General features: G+C 63.2%; 20 protein-coding genes. 2 read left to right on the forward strand and 18 right to left on the reverse strand.

What is annotated here, in order from left to right:
• Nucleotides 1–47: 47 nt before the first annotated feature.
• The 15 genes from fnrA to ccoN (IDM28_RS07685) form a co-directional block, all read right to left on the reverse strand.
• Nucleotides 48–782, reverse strand: coding sequence for a Crp/Fnr family transcriptional regulator FnrA (gene fnrA / locus IDM28_RS07615; protein ID WP_101318051.1), 735 nt, complete (start codon nucleotides 780–782; stop codon nucleotides 48–50).
• Between the two features lie 180 nt (nucleotides 783–962).
• Nucleotides 963–2,345 (reverse strand): oxygen-independent coproporphyrinogen III oxidase, encoded by a 1,383-nt coding sequence (hemN, locus tag IDM28_RS07620; protein WP_150569716.1) that lies wholly within the window; start codon nucleotides 2,343–2,345, stop codon nucleotides 963–965.
• A gap of 97 nt (nucleotides 2,346–2,442) precedes the next feature.
• Nucleotides 2,443–3,126, reverse strand: a complete 684-nt coding sequence (locus IDM28_RS07625) for a sulfite exporter TauE/SafE family protein (RefSeq protein WP_101318055.1) — start codon at nucleotides 3,124–3,126, stop codon at nucleotides 2,443–2,445.
• Nucleotides 3,119–3,328 (reverse strand): cbb3-type cytochrome oxidase assembly protein CcoS, encoded by a 210-nt coding sequence (gene ccoS / locus IDM28_RS07630; RefSeq protein ID WP_150569714.1) that lies wholly within the window; start codon nucleotides 3,326–3,328, stop codon nucleotides 3,119–3,121. Before ccoS ends, IDM28_RS07625 begins: the two co-directional genes overlap by 8 nt.
• Before the next feature lie 11 nt (nucleotides 3,329–3,339).
• Nucleotides 3,340–5,802: a heavy metal translocating P-type ATPase gene (locus IDM28_RS07635; protein ID WP_188035657.1), complete on the reverse strand. Its 2,463-nt coding sequence runs from the start codon at nucleotides 5,800–5,802 to the stop codon at nucleotides 3,340–3,342.
• A 152-nt stretch (nucleotides 5,803–5,954) separates the two neighbouring features.
• Nucleotides 5,955–6,479, reverse strand: a complete 525-nt coding sequence (locus tag IDM28_RS07640) for a FixH family protein (RefSeq protein WP_101318061.1) — start codon at nucleotides 6,477–6,479, stop codon at nucleotides 5,955–5,957.
• 12 nt (nucleotides 6,480–6,491) lie between these two features.
• On the reverse strand, nucleotides 6,492–7,907 hold the full coding sequence (ccoG, locus tag IDM28_RS07645; protein ID WP_101318063.1) for a cytochrome c oxidase accessory protein CcoG: 1,416 nt from the start codon (nucleotides 7,905–7,907) through the stop codon (nucleotides 6,492–6,494).
• Nucleotides 7,908–8,130: 223 nt separating this feature from the next.
• On the reverse strand, nucleotides 8,131–9,111 hold the full coding sequence (gene ccoP, locus IDM28_RS07650) for a cytochrome-c oxidase, cbb3-type subunit III (RefSeq protein ID WP_101318065.1): 981 nt from the start codon (nucleotides 9,109–9,111) through the stop codon (nucleotides 8,131–8,133).
• Entirely contained in the window at nucleotides 9,108–9,305 is a 198-nt protein-coding gene (locus tag IDM28_RS07655; RefSeq protein WP_101318067.1) for a cbb3-type cytochrome oxidase subunit 3, read from the reverse strand. The genes ccoP (IDM28_RS07650) and IDM28_RS07655 overlap by 4 nt, the downstream gene beginning before the upstream one ends.
• Before the next feature lie 5 nt (nucleotides 9,306–9,310).
• Entirely contained in the window at nucleotides 9,311–9,919 is a 609-nt protein-coding gene (gene ccoO / locus IDM28_RS07660; RefSeq protein ID WP_101318069.1) for a cytochrome-c oxidase, cbb3-type subunit II, read from the reverse strand.
• The gene (gene ccoN, locus IDM28_RS07665; protein WP_103436733.1) at nucleotides 9,919–11,361 is read right to left on the reverse strand and encodes a cytochrome-c oxidase, cbb3-type subunit I; all 1,443 of its coding nucleotides are present in this window, start codon (nucleotides 11,359–11,361) and stop codon (nucleotides 9,919–9,921) included. Before ccoN (IDM28_RS07665) ends, ccoO (IDM28_RS07660) begins: the two co-directional genes overlap by 1 nt.
• A gap of 422 nt (nucleotides 11,362–11,783) precedes the next feature.
• Entirely contained in the window at nucleotides 11,784–12,725 is a 942-nt protein-coding gene (gene ccoP / locus IDM28_RS07670; protein ID WP_101318073.1) for a cytochrome-c oxidase, cbb3-type subunit III, read from the reverse strand.
• Nucleotides 12,722–12,913 (reverse strand): cbb3-type cytochrome oxidase subunit 3, encoded by a 192-nt coding sequence (locus IDM28_RS07675; protein ID WP_101322973.1) that lies wholly within the window; start codon nucleotides 12,911–12,913, stop codon nucleotides 12,722–12,724. The genes ccoP (IDM28_RS07670) and IDM28_RS07675 overlap by 4 nt, the downstream gene beginning before the upstream one ends.
• Nucleotides 12,914–12,922: 9 nt before the next feature.
• Complete coding sequence (ccoO, locus tag IDM28_RS07680) at nucleotides 12,923–13,531, reverse strand: cytochrome-c oxidase, cbb3-type subunit II (RefSeq protein ID WP_101318075.1); 609 nt, start codon at nucleotides 13,529–13,531, stop codon at nucleotides 12,923–12,925.
• A gap of 13 nt (nucleotides 13,532–13,544) precedes the next feature.
• On the reverse strand, nucleotides 13,545–14,969 hold the full coding sequence (gene ccoN, locus IDM28_RS07685) for a cytochrome-c oxidase, cbb3-type subunit I (RefSeq protein ID WP_101318077.1): 1,425 nt from the start codon (nucleotides 14,967–14,969) through the stop codon (nucleotides 13,545–13,547).
• Nucleotides 14,970–15,018: 49 nt separating this feature from the next.
• Between ccoN (IDM28_RS07685) and IDM28_RS07690 the strand changes: the two genes are divergently transcribed.
• Complete coding sequence (locus tag IDM28_RS07690; protein WP_262500025.1) at nucleotides 15,019–15,711, forward strand: alpha/beta family hydrolase; 693 nt, start codon at nucleotides 15,019–15,021, stop codon at nucleotides 15,709–15,711.
• Nucleotides 15,712–15,760: 49 nt separating this feature from the next.
• On the opposite strand, the gene IDM28_RS07695 is transcribed toward IDM28_RS07690, so the two are convergent.
• Both IDM28_RS07695 and IDM28_RS07700 read right to left on the reverse strand, forming a co-directional pair.
• On the reverse strand, nucleotides 15,761–16,045 hold the full coding sequence (locus IDM28_RS07695) for a pyrimidine/purine nucleoside phosphorylase (RefSeq protein WP_101318081.1): 285 nt from the start codon (nucleotides 16,043–16,045) through the stop codon (nucleotides 15,761–15,763).
• 77 nt (nucleotides 16,046–16,122) lie between these two features.
• On the reverse strand, nucleotides 16,123–16,674 hold the full coding sequence (locus IDM28_RS07700) for an exonuclease domain-containing protein (protein ID WP_101318083.1): 552 nt from the start codon (nucleotides 16,672–16,674) through the stop codon (nucleotides 16,123–16,125).
• A gap of 150 nt (nucleotides 16,675–16,824) precedes the next feature.
• Here IDM28_RS07700 and IDM28_RS07705 point away from each other — a divergent pair, with 150 nt between their 5' ends.
• Nucleotides 16,825–17,628: a substrate-binding periplasmic protein gene (locus IDM28_RS07705; protein WP_188035690.1), complete on the forward strand. Its 804-nt coding sequence runs from the start codon at nucleotides 16,825–16,827 to the stop codon at nucleotides 17,626–17,628.
• Nucleotides 17,629–17,631: 3 nt separating this feature from the next.
• On the opposite strand, the gene IDM28_RS07710 is transcribed toward IDM28_RS07705, so the two are convergent.
• The gene (locus IDM28_RS07710; RefSeq protein WP_150569709.1) at nucleotides 17,632–18,162 is read right to left on the reverse strand and encodes an RNA polymerase factor sigma-70; all 531 of its coding nucleotides are present in this window, start codon (nucleotides 18,160–18,162) and stop codon (nucleotides 17,632–17,634) included.
• Nucleotides 18,163–18,229 lie beyond the last annotated feature (67 nt).

An 18,229-nucleotide genomic window follows, 5' to 3' on the forward strand; every position in this document is an offset into this window, starting at 1 on the left:
AGGGGTATCCTGAGAAATCTGGCCGCAAGTATACCCCGTCAACTGGCTCAGGCGTCGATAGCGCCGCCGGCCAGTGCGCACAGCTGGATCGGGTCGAGGATATGCACTTCCTTGCCCTCGGCCGTGATCAGGCCGTTTTGCTGGAAGCGCGTGAACACCCGCGACACGGTTTCCACAGCCAGGCCCAGGTAGTTGCCGATCTCGTTGCGCGACATGCTCAGACGGAACTGGTTGGCCGAATAACCGCGTGCGCGGAAGCGCGCCGACAGGTTGACCAGGAAGGTGGCGATGCGCTCGTCAGCGGTTTTTTTCGACAGCAGCAGCATCATTTGCTGGTCGTCGCGAATCTCCCGACTCATCACTCGCATCAGCTGGCGGCGCAGTTGCGGCAGTTGCACCGACAGTTCGTCGAGGCGCTCGAAGGGGATCTCGCATACCGAGGTGGTTTCCTGGGCCTGGGCCGATACCGGGTAGGCCTCGGTGTCCATGCCCGACAGGCCGACCAGCTCGCTCGGCAGGTGGAAGCCGGTGATCTGCTCCTCGCCGCTGTCGCTCAGGCTGAAGGTCTTCAGGGCACCGGAGCGAACTGCATAGACCGAGCCAAAATCGTCGCCCTGGCGGAACAGGAATTCCCCCTTTTTCAGCGGGCGGCCGCGTTTGACGATTTCATCCAGCGCATCCATGTCCTCAAGGTTAAGGGACAATGGCAGGCACAACGGGGCCAGGCTGCAATCCTTGCAGTGGGCCTGGTTGTGTGTGCGCAGTTTTACTGGCTCGGACATTTCAATCGATCCTTGTGGGAAATCACACATAAGCCGTAAGGATAACCGACGGCATGGCTTGAGGGCCAGCCTGCACTTTTTTTGTGCAGGCTGGCGGGGCTGCAGCGTGGTGTCGCGCAGCCCGTCCTCAGCCAATGATGTGCCTGCCCCACAGGGAAGTCCATGCGCTGCTTGGTCGCGTCAGATCACCCGCGAGAAACGCTGGCGATTGTGTTGCGCCAGGTAGGCATCGAACACCATGCATACCGAGCGGACCAACAGGCGCCCGGCCGGCAGGACCTTGATGCCCTTGCTGTCGAGACGGATCAGACCGTCGCGGTGCATCGCCTGCAGTTGCGGCCACAGCTCATTGAAGTAACCACGAAAATCGATCATGAAAGTGCGTTCGATCTGCTCGAAGTCCAGCTCGAAGTGGCAGATCAATTGCTGAATCACCGCCCGGCGCAGGCGATCATCCTGGTTGCACAGCAGCCCGCGTTGGGTCGCCAGTTGTGCGTTGGAGAGGAGCTCCTTGTAGGTGTTCAGGTCGCTGCTGTTCTGGCAGTACAGGTCGCCGATCTGGCTGATGGCCGACACGCCGAGGCCGATCAGGTCGCAATGGCCGTGGGTGGTGTAGCCCTGGAAGTTGCGCTGCAGGGTGCCTTCTTCCTGGGCGATGGCCAGCTCGTCGTCGGGCAGGGCAAAGTGGTCCATGCCGATGTAGCGGTAACCCGCTGCGGTCAGTTGCTCGATGGTGGCGTGGAGCATTTCCAGCTTGGCTGCCGGGGCCGGCAGGTCGTTGCTGTCGATACGCCGCTGGGGCATGAAGCGCTCTGGCAGGTGTGCGTAGTTGAACACCGAAAGGCGGTCGGGCTGCAGTCGGATCACTTCGTCGACGGTGCGGGCGAAGCCCTCCGGGGTCTGCTTGGGCAGGCCGTAGATCAAGTCCAGGTTGACCGAGCGGAACTGCAAGGTACGCGCCGCCTCGATCAGGGTGCGGGTCTGCTCCAGGCTCTGCAGGCGGTTGACCGCACGTTGCACCACTGGGTCGAGGTCTTGCACACCGAGGCTGACCCGGTTGAAGCCCAGTTCGCGCAGCAGGCCCATGGTCGACCAGTCGGCTTCACGCGGGTCAAGCTCGATGCCGTAGTCGCCGGAGTCGTCGTCGAGCAGGTTGAAGTGCTCGCGCAGGCTCGCCATCAGCTGACGCAATTCGACATGGCTGAGGAAGGTCGGCGTGCCGCCACCAAAGTGCAGCTGTTCAACACGTTGTTTAGGTTCCAGATGACAGGCGATCAGCTGGATTTCCTGTTGCAGGCGCTGCAGGTAGGGCAGGGCGCGGGCGCGGTCCTTGGTGATGACCTTGTTGCACGCGCAGTAGTAGCAGATGTTGGCGCAGAACGGCACGTGCACATACAGCGACAGCGGCCGTACCGCGCGGCGGCTCTCGCGCAGGGCATGCAGCAGGTCGAACGAACCCACTTCGCTGTGCAGTTGCAGAGCGGTTGGGTAGGAGGTGTAGCGAGGGCCGGCCAGGTCGTAACGGCGGATAAGGTCGGCGTCCCAACGAAGTTCGTCGAGCATGTGGAATAGTCCCCGGATAGGAGCAGCAGTGTCCGAAGTCTATGGGCGTCTGTAGGAATCTGTTTTGATTTGTATCAACGCGCCTCGCGAGGCGCCCTCAGTGGCCCATCAGCCAGTGCTGGTGCGGGCCGGGCAGGGTCCACAGGCCAAACACCATCACCAGCAGGCCACCGGCCACGCGCACACTGCGTTTGCGCAGCAGCCGATTGACCCGCTCGGCGGCCAGCCCGGTGGCGAGCAGGACCGGCCAGGTGCCGAGGCCGAATGCCAGCATCAGCGCCGCGCTGTAGCCGGCATTGCCCTGGCTCGCTGCCCACAGCAGGGTGCTGTAGACCAGCCCGCACGGCAGCCAGCCCCACAGTGCACCGAGCAGCAGCGCCCGCGGCAAACTCGACACCGGCAACAAGCGAGTTGCCAGCGGTTGAATATGCCGCCACAGGCCACGGCCGAGTGCTTCGATGCGGGTCAGCCCGCTCCACCAACCCGCCAGGTACAGGCCCATGGCGATCAACAGCAACGCCGCGATTACCCGCAACACCTGGGCTGCCGGGCTGCTGGCCACGGCCCAGCCGGCCATGCCCAGCAGCAGGCCGGCGCTGGCATAGCTGAGCACCCGGCCGAGGTTGTAGGCCAGCAACAAGCGCAGCCGGCGGCCGCGTTGTTGTGCCGGGATGGCCAGGGTCAGCGCGCCCATCAGGCCGCCGCACATGCCCAGGCAGTGGCCGCCGCCAAGCAGGCCGAGCACCAGCGCCGAGCCCAGCAGGGGCAGCAGCTCAGCCACGGGGCGGGGTGTCCTCATCCGCGGGCTTGGTCTCATGCTTGACCGCCGCTTGATGACCTGGGTCCTGGTCATCGAAGAGGATGCTGTGCGCCGGGCTGTCGAGGTCGTCGTACTGGCCGCTGTCGACGGCCCAGAAGAAGATGTAGATGGCCACGCCAACGATCAGCAGGGCTGCGGGAATCATGATGTACAGCGCAGGCATGGCGGTATCGCTCAGTGAAGGATGGTCGCGCCGGCAACCGCCTCGACGCGGGCGGTGCTGGCGGGCGCGGGGTCGGGCAGGCGGGTCAGGCGCAGGGCATTGAGCACCACCACCAGCGAGCTGACCGACATGCCGATGGCGGCCCACACGGGGGTGATCCAGCCCAGCGCCGCGAACGGCAACATCAGGCCATTGTACAAGGTTGCCCAGGCCAGGTTCTCGACGATTATCCGCCGCGTGCGGCGTGCCAGCAGCAGCGCCTGGGCCAGCGCTTGCAGGCGGTTGGACAACAGCACCGCATCGGCGCTGGTTTTTGCCAGGTCAGTAGCCGAGCCCATGGCAATGCTGATGTCCGCTGCAGCCAGCACGGGCACGTCATTGACCCCATCACCGAGCATCAACACCTTGCGCCCTGCGGCCTGCAAGGCGCGCAGGCGGGCCAGCTTGTCGTCGGGGCGCAGGCCGCCAACCGCCTCATCGATGCCCAGTTGCGCGGCCACCTCAGCGACCATCGGCGAGCTGTCGCCCGACAGCAGCAAGGTCTGCCACCCGCGCGCCTTGCAGGCGTCGAGCAAACCCTGGGCGTCATCGCGCAGGCGGTCGTCCAGGCCAAACCAGGCCAGCGGGCCGTGTGCATCGCCGAGCAGCAGCCACTGGCCACGCGGCTCGGGCAGCAGCGGTGGCTCGCTGCCGCTCAGGGCACAGACGAAACTGGCTTGGCCGATGCGCAGGTGCTGGCCGTCGAGTTGGCCTTCCAGGCCCAGCCCGGGCACGTTCTGCACTTCTTCGGCGGGCCGCGTGCTGCGGCCGAAGGCACGCGCGATCGGGTGCTCCGAGCGGTTTTCCAGGGCGGCGGCGAGGGCCAGGCACTGGTCGCTGCCTAGCGTGCCCAAGGGGCGAATGCTGCGCAGGGTGAGGCGGCCTTCGGTGAGCGTGCCGGTCTTGTCGAAGATCACCGTGTCGATCTGGTTGAGGCCTTCCAGCACATGCCCGCGGGTCACCAGCAGGCCAAGCTTGTGCAGGGTGCCGGTGGCGGTGGTCAGCGCGGTCGGCGTGGCCAGCGACAGGGCGCAGGGGCAGGTGGCGACCAGCATCGCCAGCACGATCCAGAATGCCCGGCTCGGGTCCAGTTGCCACCAGAGCAGGCCGATGGCGACTGCGGCCAACAGCGTGAATAACAAGAACCACTGCGAGGCGCGGTCGGCGATCTGCGCCAGGCGCGGCTTTTCGGACTGGGCGCGTTCCAGCAGCCGGACGATGGCGGACAAGCGCGTGGCCTGGCCCAGCGCTTGGACCTCGACGCTCAGCGTGCTTTCGATGTTCAAGGTGCCGCCGGTGACGTGATCGCCCGGGCTGCGCGCCAGCGGCAGGTACTCGCCGGTGAGCAATGACTCGTCGATGCTCGAACGGCCCTCGACAATCCGCCCGTCCGCCGGGATCACCGCGCCGGGCAGCACCTGCACCCGATCGCCGCAGTTGAGTTCGGCCAGCAGAATACGCTCGCTGCGCCCCTCGCTGTCCAGGCGCAAGCACGAGGCCGGCAGCAGGTTGACCAGTTGCGCAGTGGCCGCCGCCGTGCGCTCGCGGGCGCGGCGTTCAAGGTAACGGCCAGTCAGCAGAAACAGGGCAAACATGCCGACCGTGTCGAAGTACAGCTCGCCACTCCCGGTGATCGCCGTCCAGATCCCGGCGCAGTAGGCCAGGGCGATGGCCAGCGACACCGATACGTCCATGGTCAGGTGGCGGGTCCGCAGGTCGCGCGCAGCGCCTTTGAAAAACGGCGCGCAGCTGTAGAACACGATCGGCGTAGTCAGAAACAGCGCAACCCAACGCAGGATGGTGTGCAACTCGGGGCTGAGGTCGATGTTGAATTCCGGCCAGGTGGCCATGGTCGCCATCATCGCCTGGAACCACAACAGCCCGGCCACACCGAGGCGGCGCAGGGCGCTGCGGTTCTCCCGCGCAAGCTGCTCGGCGGCCTGGTCGGGCTGATACGGGTGGGCGGCGTAGCCAATCTGGCGCAGCTCGGCCATCAGCTTCGACAACGGCAGTTGCAGGTCGTCCCAGCTCAGCAGCAGGCGGTGGTTGGACAGGTTCAGGCGGGCGTCGGCCACGCCTGGCACATTGCGCAGATGTTTCTCGATCAGCCAGCCGCAAGCGGCGCAACTGATGCCTTCGATCATCAGCACCGCTTCGGCATGGCCATGGTCATGGCGGACGAAGCCTTGCTGAACATCGTTGCGGTCGTACAGCGCCAGTTCGTCCTGCAACTGCTGGGGCAGGGCCTCTGGGTTGGCGCTGGTTTCGCTGCGGTGCTGGTAGTAGTGCTCAAGGCCGCCAGCGACGATGGATTCGGCAACGGCCTGGCAACCGGGGCAGCAGAATGCGCGCAGCTCGCCCAACACCTTGGCGTTGAAGCGGCTGCCGGCAGGGACCGGCAGGGCGCAGTGGTAGCACGGGTTGGGCTGAGTCATCACATCATGGCCTTACAAAAACCGCAAAGTTGCACGCATCCCCGTAGGAGCGGCCTTGTGTCGCGAAAGGGTCGCGAAGCGGCCCCAGGATTGATGCCGCGGCCACAATTGCCGGGCCAGCTTCGCTGACCTTTCGCGACACAAGGCCGCTCCTACAGGTGCTCGGCGCCCTGGATGGCTTCATCGCCGAGCTGGAGGGTTACGCCGTGCTCGACTTTCTCTTCCTCGAACAAGCGCCAGATGTGGCCATCCTGGCTGCCCAGCAACTCGACAAAGCGCCGGCCCTCGACCTTGTCGTCCAGTTGGCCAACATAGCGGCCCGCTTCGCTGCGCGCCAACTGGACTTTGCGGTCTTTGTCCGGCTGGGTCGGCGAGATCAGGTTGAGTTCCAACGTCTGCGGGTCGCTGTTGCCGCTCAGACGCAGCTCGACCTCGCCGGTCAGCTCATCGAGGAGCACGCTGGCCTTGAGGTTGAGAGTCTGCGCCAGCAGTTCGCGGTCGAGCGAGCGGTTGATGCCTTTGCCGGCCTCGTAGTAGTTGTCGTTGACCAGGTTGTCTGGGTTGCGCACGGCAATGCTGACCATGGTCAGGCTCAGGCACACCGAGGTGGTGAGGATGCCGATGAGGATCCAGGGCCAGAGGTGCTTGTACCAGGGGCTGGCGGCAGTAGCAGGCATGGAGCGGGTTCCTTAGCGAATTTGCGGGCCGATGAAACGGCTCTTGGCTTCAACCTGGGTGCCGTTGTCGTCGGCGTCCTTGAGGGTGAAGATGACTTCGTTGGTGGTCGACGGCAACTGCTCGGGGGCCACCGACAGCTGCACCGGCAGGCTGACGATATCACCGGCCTCGACACGGATCTCGCGCCGGCCTTGCAGTTGCAGGTCTGGCAGGCCGCTGGCCTCGAGCACGTAGACGTGATCGCGCTGGTCCTTGTTCATGACTTTGAGGCTGTACACGTTCTCGATCCGCCCCTGGGCGTTTTCGCGGTACAGCACGCGGTCCTTGCTGACATCGAACCCCACCAGCGAACGGGTAGCGAAGGCCGTGGCCAGGGCGCCGATCATCACCAGCAGGACTACTGCATAACCGATCAGGCGCGGCCGCACCATGTGTGTCTTTTGCCCGGACAGGTTGTGTTCGGTGGTGTAGCTGACCAGGCCGCGTGGGTAGTTCATCTTGTCCATGATGGTGTCGCAGGCGTCGATGCAGGCAGCGCAGCCGATGCACTCGACCTGCAGGCCGTCACGGATGTCGATGCCGGTCGGGCACACCTGCACGCACATGGTGCAGTCGATGCAGTCGCCCAGGCCTTGTGCCTTGTAGTCGGCATCTTTCTTGCGTGGGCCGCGCAGTTCGCCGCGGCGCGGGTCATACGAGACGATCAGGGTGTCCTTGTCGAACATCACGCTCTGGAAACGCGCATACGGGCACATGTAGATGCACACCTGTTCACGCAGCCAACCGGCATTGCCGTAGGTGGCCAGGGTGAAGAAGCCGACCCAGAAGTAGGCCCAGCCATCGGCTTCGCCGGTGAAGAATTCCACGAGCAGTTCACGGATCGGCGAGAAGTAACCGACAAAGGTCACCCCGGTGACGAAACCGATCAGCAGCCACAGGCTGTGCTTGGCGGTCTTGCGAGCGAGCTTGTTGGCGCTCATTGGCGCCTTGTCGAGCTTCATGCGCTGGTTGCGGTCACCCTCGGTGATTTTCTCGCACCACATGAACACCCAGGTCCACACGCTCTGCGGGCAGGTGTAGCCGCACCAGATGCGCCCGGCGAACACGGTGATGAAAAACAGGCCGAAGGCGGCGACGATCAGAATGCCCGACAGCAGAATGAAATCCTGCGGCCAGATGGTGGTGCCGAAGATGTAGAACTTACGCTCGGGCAGGTTCCACCAGACAGCCTGGTGGCCGCCCCAGTTCAGCCACACGGTGCCAAAGTAGAGCAGGAACAGCAGCGCGCCGCCGACCATGCGCAGCCTGCGGAACACGCCGGTGAAGGCGCGGGTGTAGATCTTGGCACGGGAGGCATAGAGGTCGACGGAATCCTTTCCCTTGTTGGCAGGCGGGGTCACGTCATGTACCGGAATGTGCTTGCTCATCATCGAGTCCCACGGCAGTGGAGAAGTGCCGCGGCCAGTGCATGCCGGCCGCGGTCGTGCGCCTGGTGCTGACGCTCTGCGGCCTATGATACGCCTGTGCTGGCGAGGTCGGACCGTGCTGCGACGTTATGTCGCGTTGGGTTTGCCTGTGAAATGGTGTAAGTGCGATTGTCAATTGATCCAGGTCAGCCGAGGTGCAAACGCCTCGGCTGACCTGGCTGGATTACGGCTTGGCAGGCTCGGCGGCTTCCTGCTGCGACAGGCTGTACACATAGGCGGCCAGCAGGTGCACCTTGTCATTGCCTTGCAACTCGGCCTGGGCCGGCATCTGGCCCTGACGGCCGTAGCGGATGGTCTGCTGCAACTGGGCGAAGCTTGAGCCGTAGATGAACGCCTGCGGATGGGTCAGGTCAGGTGCGCCCATGGCCGGCGTACCCTTGGCCTCGGGCCCGTGGCAGGCGACGCAGTTGGTGGCGAACAGTTTCTGGCCGTTGGCAGGGTCTGCCTTGATGCCCTCGGGCAGCTTGCGCCCGTCCAGGTTGGTCAGGACAAAGGCGGCCACATCAGCCACACCTTGCTCGCCGAGCACCTCGGCCCAGGCCGGCATGACGCCGTGGCGGCCGTTCATGATCGAGGCCTTGATCGTCTCCGGCTCGCCGCCCCAGCGCCAGTCGCTGTCGGTCAGGTTGGGGAAGCCATAGGCGCCCTTGGCGTCGGAACCGTGGCACACCGAACAGTTGGAGGCGAACAACCGGCCACCCATTTTCAGCGCCTGCGGGTCCTTGGCGACTTCCTCGATCGGCATCGCGGCAAACTTGGCAAAGATTGGCCCGAAGCGGGCATTGGCCTTGGCCATTTCCTTTTCCCACTCGTGCACGCCGGTCCAGCCCGCCTCACCGTTGCTGAACTCGGTCTGCTTGTCGTTATCGAGGTAGCTGTAGCCTGGCAGGATGCCTTTCCAGTTGCCCAGGCCTGGGTACAGCACCAGGTAACCAAGGGCAAAGATGATGGTGCCGACGAACAGCCAGAACCACCATTTGGGCAGCGGGTTGTCGTATTCCTCGATGCCGTCGAAGGCGTGGCCGACGGTCTCGTCGGTGATGTCCTCGCGCTGGCCCTTGCGGGTCGACAGCAGCAGCCAGGTGAGGGCGAAGATCGTGCCCAACGTCAGCACGCTGACGTACAGGCTCCAGAAGGTAGTCATTGTTGTTTGCTCCTAGACGCTTTTGCTTGCGCTTGCTCGACGTGCTGGCTGGCTTCGGGGTCATCGGCAAAAGGCAGTTGCGTGGCCTCGTCGAAGTCGCGCTTGCGCCGTGGGCTGAACACCCACAGGGCGAGGCCGACGAACGCCACCAGTACCACCACGGTGCCCAGGCCGCGGATCATTCCAATATCCATCAGCGTCACCGTTTGCTTTTGATGATGGTGCCAAGGCCTTGCAGGTACGCCACCAGCGCGTCCATCTCGGTCTTGCCCCTGACCGCGTCGGCAGCGCCGGCGATGTCGGCATCGGTGTACGGCACGCCCAGGGTGCGCAGCACTTCGAGCTTTTTCGCGGTGTCCTTGCCATCGAGCTTGTGCTCGACCAGCCACGGGTAGGACGGCATCTTCGACTCGGGCACGACGTTGCGCGGGTTGTACAGGTGCGCGCGGTGCCAGTCATCCGAGTAACGCCCGCCGACCCTGGCCAGGTCCGGCCCAGTGCGCTTGGAGCCCCACAGGAACGGGTGGTCCCAGACACTTTCCCCGGCCACCGAGTAGTGCCCGTAGCGCTCGGTTTCGGCGCGGAATGGCCGGATCATCTGCGAGTGGCAGCCGACGCAGCCTTCGCGGATATAGATATCGCGGCCTTCCAGCTCCAGCGCGGTGCGCGGCTTCATGCCTTCGACCGGCTTGTTGGTGACGTCCTGGAAAAACAGCGGGACGATCTGGGTCAGGCCACCGATGCTGACGGCAATGACCATGAAGAAGGCCAACAGGCCGATGTTCTTCTCGACTGCTTCATGCTTCATCAGTGCGCTCCCACAACGACGATCTTGGCGGCGGCTTCAGCTTCTGTGGCATCCGCTGCACGCACAGTGCGCAGCACGTTGTAGGCCATCAGCAACATCCCCGAGGCGAAGAACGCACCGCCCACTGCGCGGACGATATAGCCCGGGTGGCTGGCCTGCAGCGCCTCGACGAACGAATAGGTGAGGGTGCCGTCATCGTTGATCGCACGCCACATCAGGCCCTGGGTAATGCCGTTGACCCACATCGAGGCGATGTACAGCACGGTGCCGATAGTGGCCAGCCAGAAGTGCGCGTTGATCAGGCCGACGCTGTGCATCTGCGCCCGGCCGTAGAGCTTGGGAATCATGTGGTAGATGGCCCCGATCGAGATCATCGCCACCCAGCCGAGCGCGCCGGCGTGTACGTGGCCGATGGTCCAGTCGGTGTAGTGCGACAGCGAGTTGACCGTCTTGATCGCCATCATCGGCCCTTCGAAGGTCGACATGCCGTAGAACGCCAGTGACACCACGAGGAAGCGCAGGATCGGGTCGGTGCGCAGTTTGTGCCAGGCCCCGGACAGCGTCATCATGCCGTTGATCATGCCGCCCCAGCTCGGCGCCAGGAGGATGATCGACATGACCATGCCCAGCGACTGCGCCCAGTCGGGCAGGGCGGTGTAGTGCAAATGGTGCGGGCCGGCCCAGATGTACAGGGTGATCAGCGCCCAGAAGTGCACGATCGACAAGCGATACGAGTAGATCGGCCGCTCGGCCTGCTTGGGCACGAAGTAATACATCATGCCGAGAAAGCCCGTGGTCAGGAAGAAGCCCACCGCGTTGTGCCCGTACCACCACTGGATCATCGCGTCGGTCGCACCGGCATAGGCCGAGTACGACTTGAACAGGCTGACCGGCAGCGAGATGTGGTTGACGATGTGCAGCATCGCGGTGACGACGATGAAGGCGCCGTAGAACCAGTTGCCGACATAGATGTGCTTGGTCTTGCGCTTGACGATGGTGCCGAAGAACACCACGCCGTAGGTGACCCAGACAATCGCCAGCAGAATCGCGATTGGCCATTCAAGCTCGGCATATTCCTTGGTGGTGGTGTAACCCAGCGGCAAGGTGATCAAGGCGCTGACGATGACCGCCTGCCAACCCCAGAAGGTGAAAGCCGCCAGGCTATCGGAAATCAACCGCGTCTGGCAGGTGCGCTGGACCACGTAATACGAGGTGCCAAACAGCGCACAGCCACCGAAGGCGAAGATCACCAGGTTGGTGTGCAGCGGGCGCAGGCGGCCGAAGCTGGTCCAGGGCAGGTCGAGGTTCAGTTGCGGCCAGACCAGTTGCGAGGCGATGAACACCCCGAGCCCCATGCCAAGGATCCCCCAGACCACCGTCATGATGGCGAACTGGCGGACGACCTTATAGTTATAAGCAGTCGGACTGATTGCTGTGCTCATTCTAAGGTTCCACGGTTTGAATATTCTTGTTGGTTGAAAATCGGCGCCAGTATCGGTAACCCCTGGGGGTATGGCAACGCAAGGCTCCTCGCGCCGACCCGTGTCCAAACCCTGCATGCTGCCGTCCCGCAGCGCTTGGGTCTGGATGATTGTACACAAATAAATATTTGTTATGTGTACCGTTTCTCGACTTTTTCTGATCGATTGGTCAGGCTTTTTCGGGCCTGTCTGGGTAGGTCGGATACCCTTCCAAAGCCGTAGCTTGAACCGCCCAAAGTCGGCCCGGCGTCAGGCGCTATGGGACGTGCGAGTAGGGCGTTGCCGCCTTGGCATCAAGCTTAGTTGTGTTCGGAGGGGGTGCAAGCGAGGTGGGCGGTGGGGAGAAGCGGGGAAGCCGGGGCCGTGAAACGGCCCCGAGGGTGTTACTTGGCGGTCACGGTCTGCGCCGGTTGCGGTTGCGACAGGCTGTACACGTAGGCTGCCAGCAGGTGGACCTTGTCGTGGCCCTGAATGTCAGCCTGGGCTGGCATCTGACCCTGGCGGCCGTAGCGAATGGTCTGCTGCAACTGGGCGAAGCTGGAACCATAGATGAACGCCTGTGGATGGGTCAGGTCAGGTGCGCCCATCACTGGCGTGCCTTTGCCTTCCGGTCCGTGGCAGGCGACGCAGTTGCTGGCGAAGATCTGCTGGCCTTTGGCTGGATCAGCCTTGACCCCTTCAGGCAGCTTGCGGCCGTCCATGTTGGTCAGCACGAACGCCGCCACATCCGCCACGCCCTGTTCACCGATCACCTCCGCCCAGCCCGGCATGACGCCGTGGCGGCCGTTCATGATCGAGGCCTTGATGGTTTCCGGGTCGCCGCCCCAGCGCCAGTCGCTGTCGGTCAGGTTGGGGAAGCCGTAGGCACCTTTGGCGTCCGAGCCGTGGCACACCGAGCAGTTCGAGGCGAACAGGCGACCGCCCATTTTCAGCGCTTGCGGGTCCTTGGCCACTTCTTCCACCGGCATGGCGGCGAACTTGGCGAAGATCGGCCCGAAGCGGGCGTCGGCCTTGTCCATCTCGCGCTGCCATTCATCGACCTGGGTCCAGCCATTCTCATAGCCCGGCAGGATGCCCTTCCAGTTGCCCAGGCCTGGGTACAGGATCAGGTAACCGACGCCGAAGGCGAGGGTGCCGACGAACAGCCAGAACCACCACTTGGGCAGTGGGTTGTCGTACTCCTCGATGCCATCGAAGCTGTGGCCCATGGTCTGGTCGGTGGTGTCCTTGCTCTGGCCCTTGCGGGTGCTGAGCAGCAGCCAGGTCAGGCCGATCAGGCTGCCGATGGTCAGTACGCTGATGTACGTACTCCAGAAGGTGGTCATTGCCCGTTACTCCTCATTGCAGGCTCCTGCCCGGCAGGGGGCAGGCGGTCATCGTCGAAGGGCAGCAGGCGCGCTTCGGCGAAATCACGGTCACGGCGACGGTTGAACACCCACAGGCTCAGGCCGATGAAGGCGATCATCACCACCAGGGTGCCGAGGCCGCGGATCATGCCGATGTCAATTGACAGTTCCATTGCTTACCTTTTGTTCTTGATCGCAGTGCCGAGCACCTGCAGGTAGGCGACCAGCGCGTCCATCTCGGTATGGCCCTTGACGGCGTCACGGGCACCGGCGATATCCGCGTCGGTGTAAGGCACGCCGAGGGTGCGCAGGGCGCGCATCTTGGTCTCGGTGTGGCTGTTGTCGACCTGGTCGGCGACCAGCCATGGGTAGGACGGCATTTTCGACTCGGGGACGACGTTGCGCGGGTTGTACAGATGCGCGCGGTGCCAGTCGTCCGAGTAGCGCCCGCCGACTCGGGCAAGGTCCGGCCCGGTGCGCTTGGAGCCCCACAGGAACGGGTGGTCCCAGACGCTCTCGCCGGCGACCGAGTAGTGCCCGTAGCGCTCGGTCTCGGCGCGGAACGGCCGGATCATCTGCGAGTGGCAACCGACGCAGCCTTCGCGGATATAGATATCGCGGCCTTCCAGCTGCAGCGCGGTGTACGGCTTCATGCCTTCGACCGGCTTGTTGGTGACGTCCTGGAAGAACAGCGGGACGATCTGGGTCAGGCCGCCGATACTGACGGCCAACACCATCAACACCGCCAGCAGGCCGACGTTTTTCTCGATGACTTCATGTTTCATCAGGCAACTCTCCTCAGGCCAACTGGGCGTTCGCAGGGGCGGCGGCTGCATCCGGTGCGCGCACCGTGCGCCAGGTGTTCCAGGCCATCAGGAACATGCCGCTGAGGAAGATCGCACCACCGACGAAGCGCACGATGAAGCCTGGGTGGCTGGCCACCAGGGTTTCGACGAACGAGTAGGTGAGGGTGCCGTCGGCGTTGACCGCGCGCCACATCAGGCCCTGGGCGATGCCGTTGACCCACATTGAGGCGATGTACAACACGGTGCCGATGGTCGCCAGCCAGAAGTGCGCATTGATCAAGCCAATGCTGTACATGCGCTCTTTGCCCCAGATTTTCGGGATGGTGTGGTACAGCGCACCGATGGAAATCATCGCTACCCAACCAAGCGCGCCGGCATGGACGTGGCCGATGGTCCAGTCGGTGTAGTGCGACAAGGCGTTGACGGTCTTGATCGCCATCATCGGCCCTTCGAAGGTCGACATGCCGTAGAACGCCAGCGACACCACGAGGAAGCGCAGAATCGGGTCGCTGCGCAGTTTGTGCCAGGCGCCCGACAGGGTCATCATGCCGTTGATCATGCCGCCCCAGCTTGGCGCGAGCAGAATCAGCGACATGACCATGCCCAGCGACTGCGCCCAGTCAGGCAGGGCGGTATAGTGCAGGTGGTGCGGGCCGGCCCAGATGTACAGGGTGATCAGTGCCCAGAAGTGCACGATCGACAGCCGATAGGAATACACCGGGCGTTCGGCCTGCTTGGGCACGTAGTAGTACATCATGCCGAGGAAGCCTGCGGTCAGGAAGAAGCCCACCGCGTTGTGGCCGTACCACCACTGCACCATGGCGTCGGTTGCGCCGGCATACACCGAGTAGGACTTGGTCAGGCTGACCGGGATTTCCAGGTTGTTGACGATGTGCAGCAGCGCCACGGTGAGGATGAACGCACCGAAGAACCAGTTACCCACATAGATGTGCTTGGTGGTGCGCTTGATCAGCGTACCGAAGAACACGATCGCGTAGGCCACCCAGACAATGGTGATCAGGATGTCGATCGGCCATTCCAGCTCGGCGTATTCCTTGGAGCTGGTGTAGCCCAGCGGCAGGCTGATCGCGGCGAGCACGATCACCAGTTGCCAGCCCCAGAACGAGAATGCCGCCAGGCGCGGCGCGAACAGGGTGGTCTGGCAGGTGCGCTGCACCGAGTAATACGAGGTGGCAAACAGCGCGCAGCCGCCGAAGGCGAAGATCACTGCGTTGGTGTGCAGCGGTCGCAGGCGGCCAAAGCTGGTCCACGGCAGGTCGAAGTTGAGGGCAGGCCAGGCGAGTTGGGCAGCGATGAAAACGCCGAGCCCCATCCCGACGATTCCCCACACCACCGTCATAATGGCGAATTGGCGGACCACCTTGTAGTTGTAGGCGGTTCTGGGTGTTGTGTTCATGTATGGGTTCCCATCCACGGTTATAGGCAGACTAAACAGCGAGGCAAGAATGAGAGATGGGCAAAATGCCGGTATTGACGGGGATCAATGGGCGCAAGTGACAAATGTTTCAGGCTTGCGCTGCGATCTGCCGCAAGCCGGTGGCGAGCAGGGCTATGTGGGGTGTTTGATCCTGGCCCACGGCGCTGGCGCACCGATGGACAGCGGGTTCATGAACGACATGGCGCAAAGGCTGACAGGGCAAGGGCTGGCGCTGCTACGCTTCGAGTTCCCGTACATGGCCCAACGGCGCGCAACAGGCGGCAGGCGGCCACCTAACCCGCAGAAGGTTTTGCTTGAATGCTGGCGCGAGGTGTATCAACAGGTGCGACCATTGGTCACAGGGCCGCTGGCGATTGGCGGCAAGTCAATGGGCGGGCGCATGGCCAGTTTGCTGGCCGATGAACTGCAGGTAGATGCACTGGTGTGCCTGGGATATCCGTTCTACGCAGCGGGCAAGCCGGAAAAGCCGCGGGTCGCGCACTTGGCGGAACTGCAGACACCGACCTTGATTGTGCAGGGCGAGCGCGATGCCCTGGGCAACCGGGAAACGGTCGCGGGCTACCAGCTGTCGCCAGCCATCGAACTGTGCTGGCTGGCGGCGTCGGATCATGACCTCAAGCCGCTGAAAGCGTCGGGCTTCACCCATGAGCAGCACCTGCAAACCACTGCAGAACGGGTTGCCCGCTTCATCCAGCGCTGAGCAGCAACTCAGCAGGCGCCGCGCCTGCTGAGCCAATGCGATTGCTGGATCAGTCGCGGTATTCGCACAGGTAAGCGGTTGCAACTGCGACCTTGAGCTGGAACTTGCTGTCGGCAGGCACGTTGAACTGGCTGCCAGCGATGAATTCCTGCCAGTTGTCGCTGCCCGGCAGCTTGACGGTCAGGGCGCCGGAAACCACGTGCATGATTTCGCGCTTGGCGGTGCCGAACTCGTATTCGCCCGGGGCCATGACGCCGACGGTGGCCGGGCCTTCAGTGCCTTCGAAAGCGATCGACTTGACGGTGCCATCAAAGTACTCGTTGACCTTGAACATGGGGGCGACTCCTGTAAAGGGGGGATGAAAAAGGGGCTGGCCAGTATGCCCAAGCCCCAGCGTGTCGTCATCTGCTTTCAGGGGCTCTCGGCCGGCAGGCTCAGCGGCAGCAAACGCGCGGTGTTGCGCGCATCTTCGAGGGCGCGGTGCTGCTGGCCGCTGAACTGCAGGCCAGCCAGTTGCAGGGCGCTGTTGAGCCCGGCCGGGCGTTGCAGGTGGCGGGCCTTGGCGAAGCGCTGCTTGAGGTTGATGTGGGCGGTGTCCTGGAGCACGCTGCGCACTTTATAGTCGTGCCATTCCTGCAGCAGCTGGCGGCGGTCATAGTCGCCCCAGCTGACCCAGGCTTGCAGTTCATCGGCATGCGTCCTCAGCCAGCCCTCGAACCCAGCCCAGGCCTCACGAAAACACGCGGCGGCGTCGACGTCCGCCTGGCTGATGTGGGTCAGCTGGCGGCAGAACGGAGTCAACTGCGGGCGTTTTTTCGGTTTGACGAAGCACTGGAACTGGTCGACCTCATGGCCTTGCCGCGTCACCAGGCTGGCGCCGATTTCAATGATTTCCATCTCTGTGAGCGGCCAGCCACCGTCGTCGGTGGTGGCCTCCAGGTCGATCACTAACCAATGGGCCATGGCAGGCTCCCTTGCAAGACTCGCTAGAGAGTAGCCAAACTCGGCCAAACAGGCACCCTATGGCACTTTGGCATATGTGCTGGTTGTGCCGCTTGCAGAAAACGCCTAGCTTAGGCGCATCAAGGTTTGGTGTGTCTGCAAGTGTCTGTGTTGATTCCACTGCCCAGGCTCAAGGCCTTCTCGTCGCTGTTGCTGGTTGCTCTGCTGGGGCACGTCGCGCCTGCCTGTGCCGAACCCGAGGCAGGCATCGAGGTGCGCATCGGTGCGGCGCATTTTCCGCCTTATACCGAACGCCCGGAGCGGGGCGCCGACAGTGGCCTGCTGCCGCAACTGACACAGGCGCTCAACTCGCTGCAAAAGGACTACTTCTTCGTTCTGGTGCCCACCTCGATTCCGCGGCGCTTTGCCGACCTGGAGCAAGGGCGCACCGACATGGCGATTTTCGAGAACCCTCAGTGGGGCTGGCAACAGGTCCCCCACCAGGCCGTCGACATGGGCCTGGAAGATGCCGAAATTTTTGTCGCGCGGCGCCAGCCGGGAAGGGACCAGAATTACTTCGCTGAGCTGCATGGCAAGCGTCTGGCTGTTTACCACGGCTATCATTACGCCTTCGCCGACTTCAACGCCGACCCACAGCAGCTCAGTGCGAACTACCATGCGACCTTGACCTACTCGCATGACAGCAACCTTTTAATGGTCCAGCGAGGGCGCGCCGACATTGCCCTGGTAACGCGCTCGTACTTCAATGATTTTCTTGCTCGCAACCCTGCCAGCCGCGAGCAGTTGATGGGCTCGGAACGCGTCGATCAGCTTTATCATCATTACGCACTGCTGCGCCCGAATGCACCGATCAGCCCGCAGGCATTTGCCGCGCTATTGCAACAACTGCGCAGCAACGGTGAATTGACGCGGATTTTTCAGCCCTATCAGATCCAGACGACCAGCCCGCAGTAGCCCTCAAGCGTGCGGCTGGGCGCTTTTGCGGCAATGGATCAGGGCGTCGCGAATCATGAAGTTGACCAGCGTCGGCGAGACGCCAAGTTCCTTGGCGATGTCTTTCTGCGGGACGCCGTGCAGCCGGTACATCTCGAAGGCATAACGGGTGCGCTGGGGCAGTTCATTCAATGCATCGGCGATATGTTCAAGCGCAGCCAGGTTGATGTGGGTGTGCTCGGGCGATGCATTGACGATCACCACGTTCATGCCTTCCTCTTCGGTGCCCGAATACCTCAGCTCCATCGCCTGTTTGCGATAGTGATCGATGGCCAGGTTGCGCACGATCTGGAACAGATAGCTGAGTTGAGCTTTGATCGAGGAGGTGATCTGCGGTGCGGCGTTGAGCCGGAAGAAGGCGTCCTGAACAACATCCTCGGCACGCGAGCGGCAGCCAGTGATGCGTGCGGCTATTTTGAGGAGAATGCTGCGATTGTCGACGAACGCCTGGAGTAAGGGTGAATCGCACTTACTTGTGGATAGTTGTTCCGCCATGGAAATCACCTTAGCTCTTTTAGGAATAGGAGCGCTTTTGGATAGGGCGCTTCCTGCGACGAGCGAC

The sequence above is a fragment of the Pseudomonas sp. EZ-C24 genome (assembly GCF_014525325.1).
Lineage (GTDB): Bacteria > Pseudomonadota > Gammaproteobacteria > Pseudomonadales > Pseudomonadaceae > Aquipseudomonas > Aquipseudomonas shirazensis.

Coding starts and splice junctions, on each gene's coding strand:
- ccoN (WP_103436733.1), bottom strand. CDS start 11,361: ATGAGCACAGCAATCAGTCCGACTGCTTATAACTATAAGGTCGTCCGC.
- ccoN (WP_101318077.1), bottom strand. CDS start 14,969: ATGAACACAACACCCAGAACCGCCTACAACTACAAGGTGGTCCGCCAA.
- ccoS (WP_150569714.1), bottom strand. CDS start 3,328: ATGCCTGCGCTGTACATCATGATTCCCGCAGCCCTGCTGATCGTTGGC.
- fnrA (WP_101318051.1), bottom strand. CDS start 782: ATGTCCGAGCCAGTAAAACTGCGCACACACAACCAGGCCCACTGCAAG.
- ccoP (WP_101318065.1), bottom strand. CDS start 9,111: ATGACTACCTTCTGGAGCCTGTACGTCAGCGTGCTGACGTTGGGCACG.
- IDM28_RS07655 (WP_101318067.1), bottom strand. CDS start 9,305: ATGGATATTGGAATGATCCGCGGCCTGGGCACCGTGGTGGTACTGGTG.
- IDM28_RS07710 (WP_150569709.1), bottom strand. CDS start 18,162: ATGGCGGAACAACTATCCACAAGTAAGTGCGATTCACCCTTACTCCAG.
- IDM28_RS07695 (WP_101318081.1), bottom strand. CDS start 16,045: ATGTTCAAGGTCAACGAGTACTTTGATGGCACCGTCAAGTCGATCGCT.
- IDM28_RS07640 (WP_101318061.1), bottom strand. CDS start 6,479: ATGCCTGCTACTGCCGCCAGCCCCTGGTACAAGCACCTCTGGCCCTGG.
- ccoO (WP_101318069.1), bottom strand. CDS start 9,919: ATGAAGCATGAAGCAGTCGAGAAGAACATCGGCCTGTTGGCCTTCTTC.
- ccoO (WP_101318075.1), bottom strand. CDS start 13,531: ATGAAACATGAAGTCATCGAGAAAAACGTCGGCCTGCTGGCGGTGTTG.
- IDM28_RS07700 (WP_101318083.1), bottom strand. CDS start 16,674: ATGGCCCATTGGTTAGTGATCGACCTGGAGGCCACCACCGACGACGGT.
- ccoG (WP_101318063.1), bottom strand. CDS start 7,907: ATGAGCAAGCACATTCCGGTACATGACGTGACCCCGCCTGCCAACAAG.
- IDM28_RS07690 (WP_262500025.1), top strand. CDS start 15,019: ATGAGAGATGGGCAAAATGCCGGTATTGACGGGGATCAATGGGCGCAA.
- hemN (WP_150569716.1), bottom strand. CDS start 2,345: ATGCTCGACGAACTTCGTTGGGACGCCGACCTTATCCGCCGTTACGAC.
- ccoP (WP_101318073.1), bottom strand. CDS start 12,725: ATGACCACCTTCTGGAGTACGTACATCAGCGTACTGACCATCGGCAGC.
- IDM28_RS07635 (WP_188035657.1), bottom strand. CDS start 5,802: ATGACTCAGCCCAACCCGTGCTACCACTGCGCCCTGCCGGTCCCTGCC.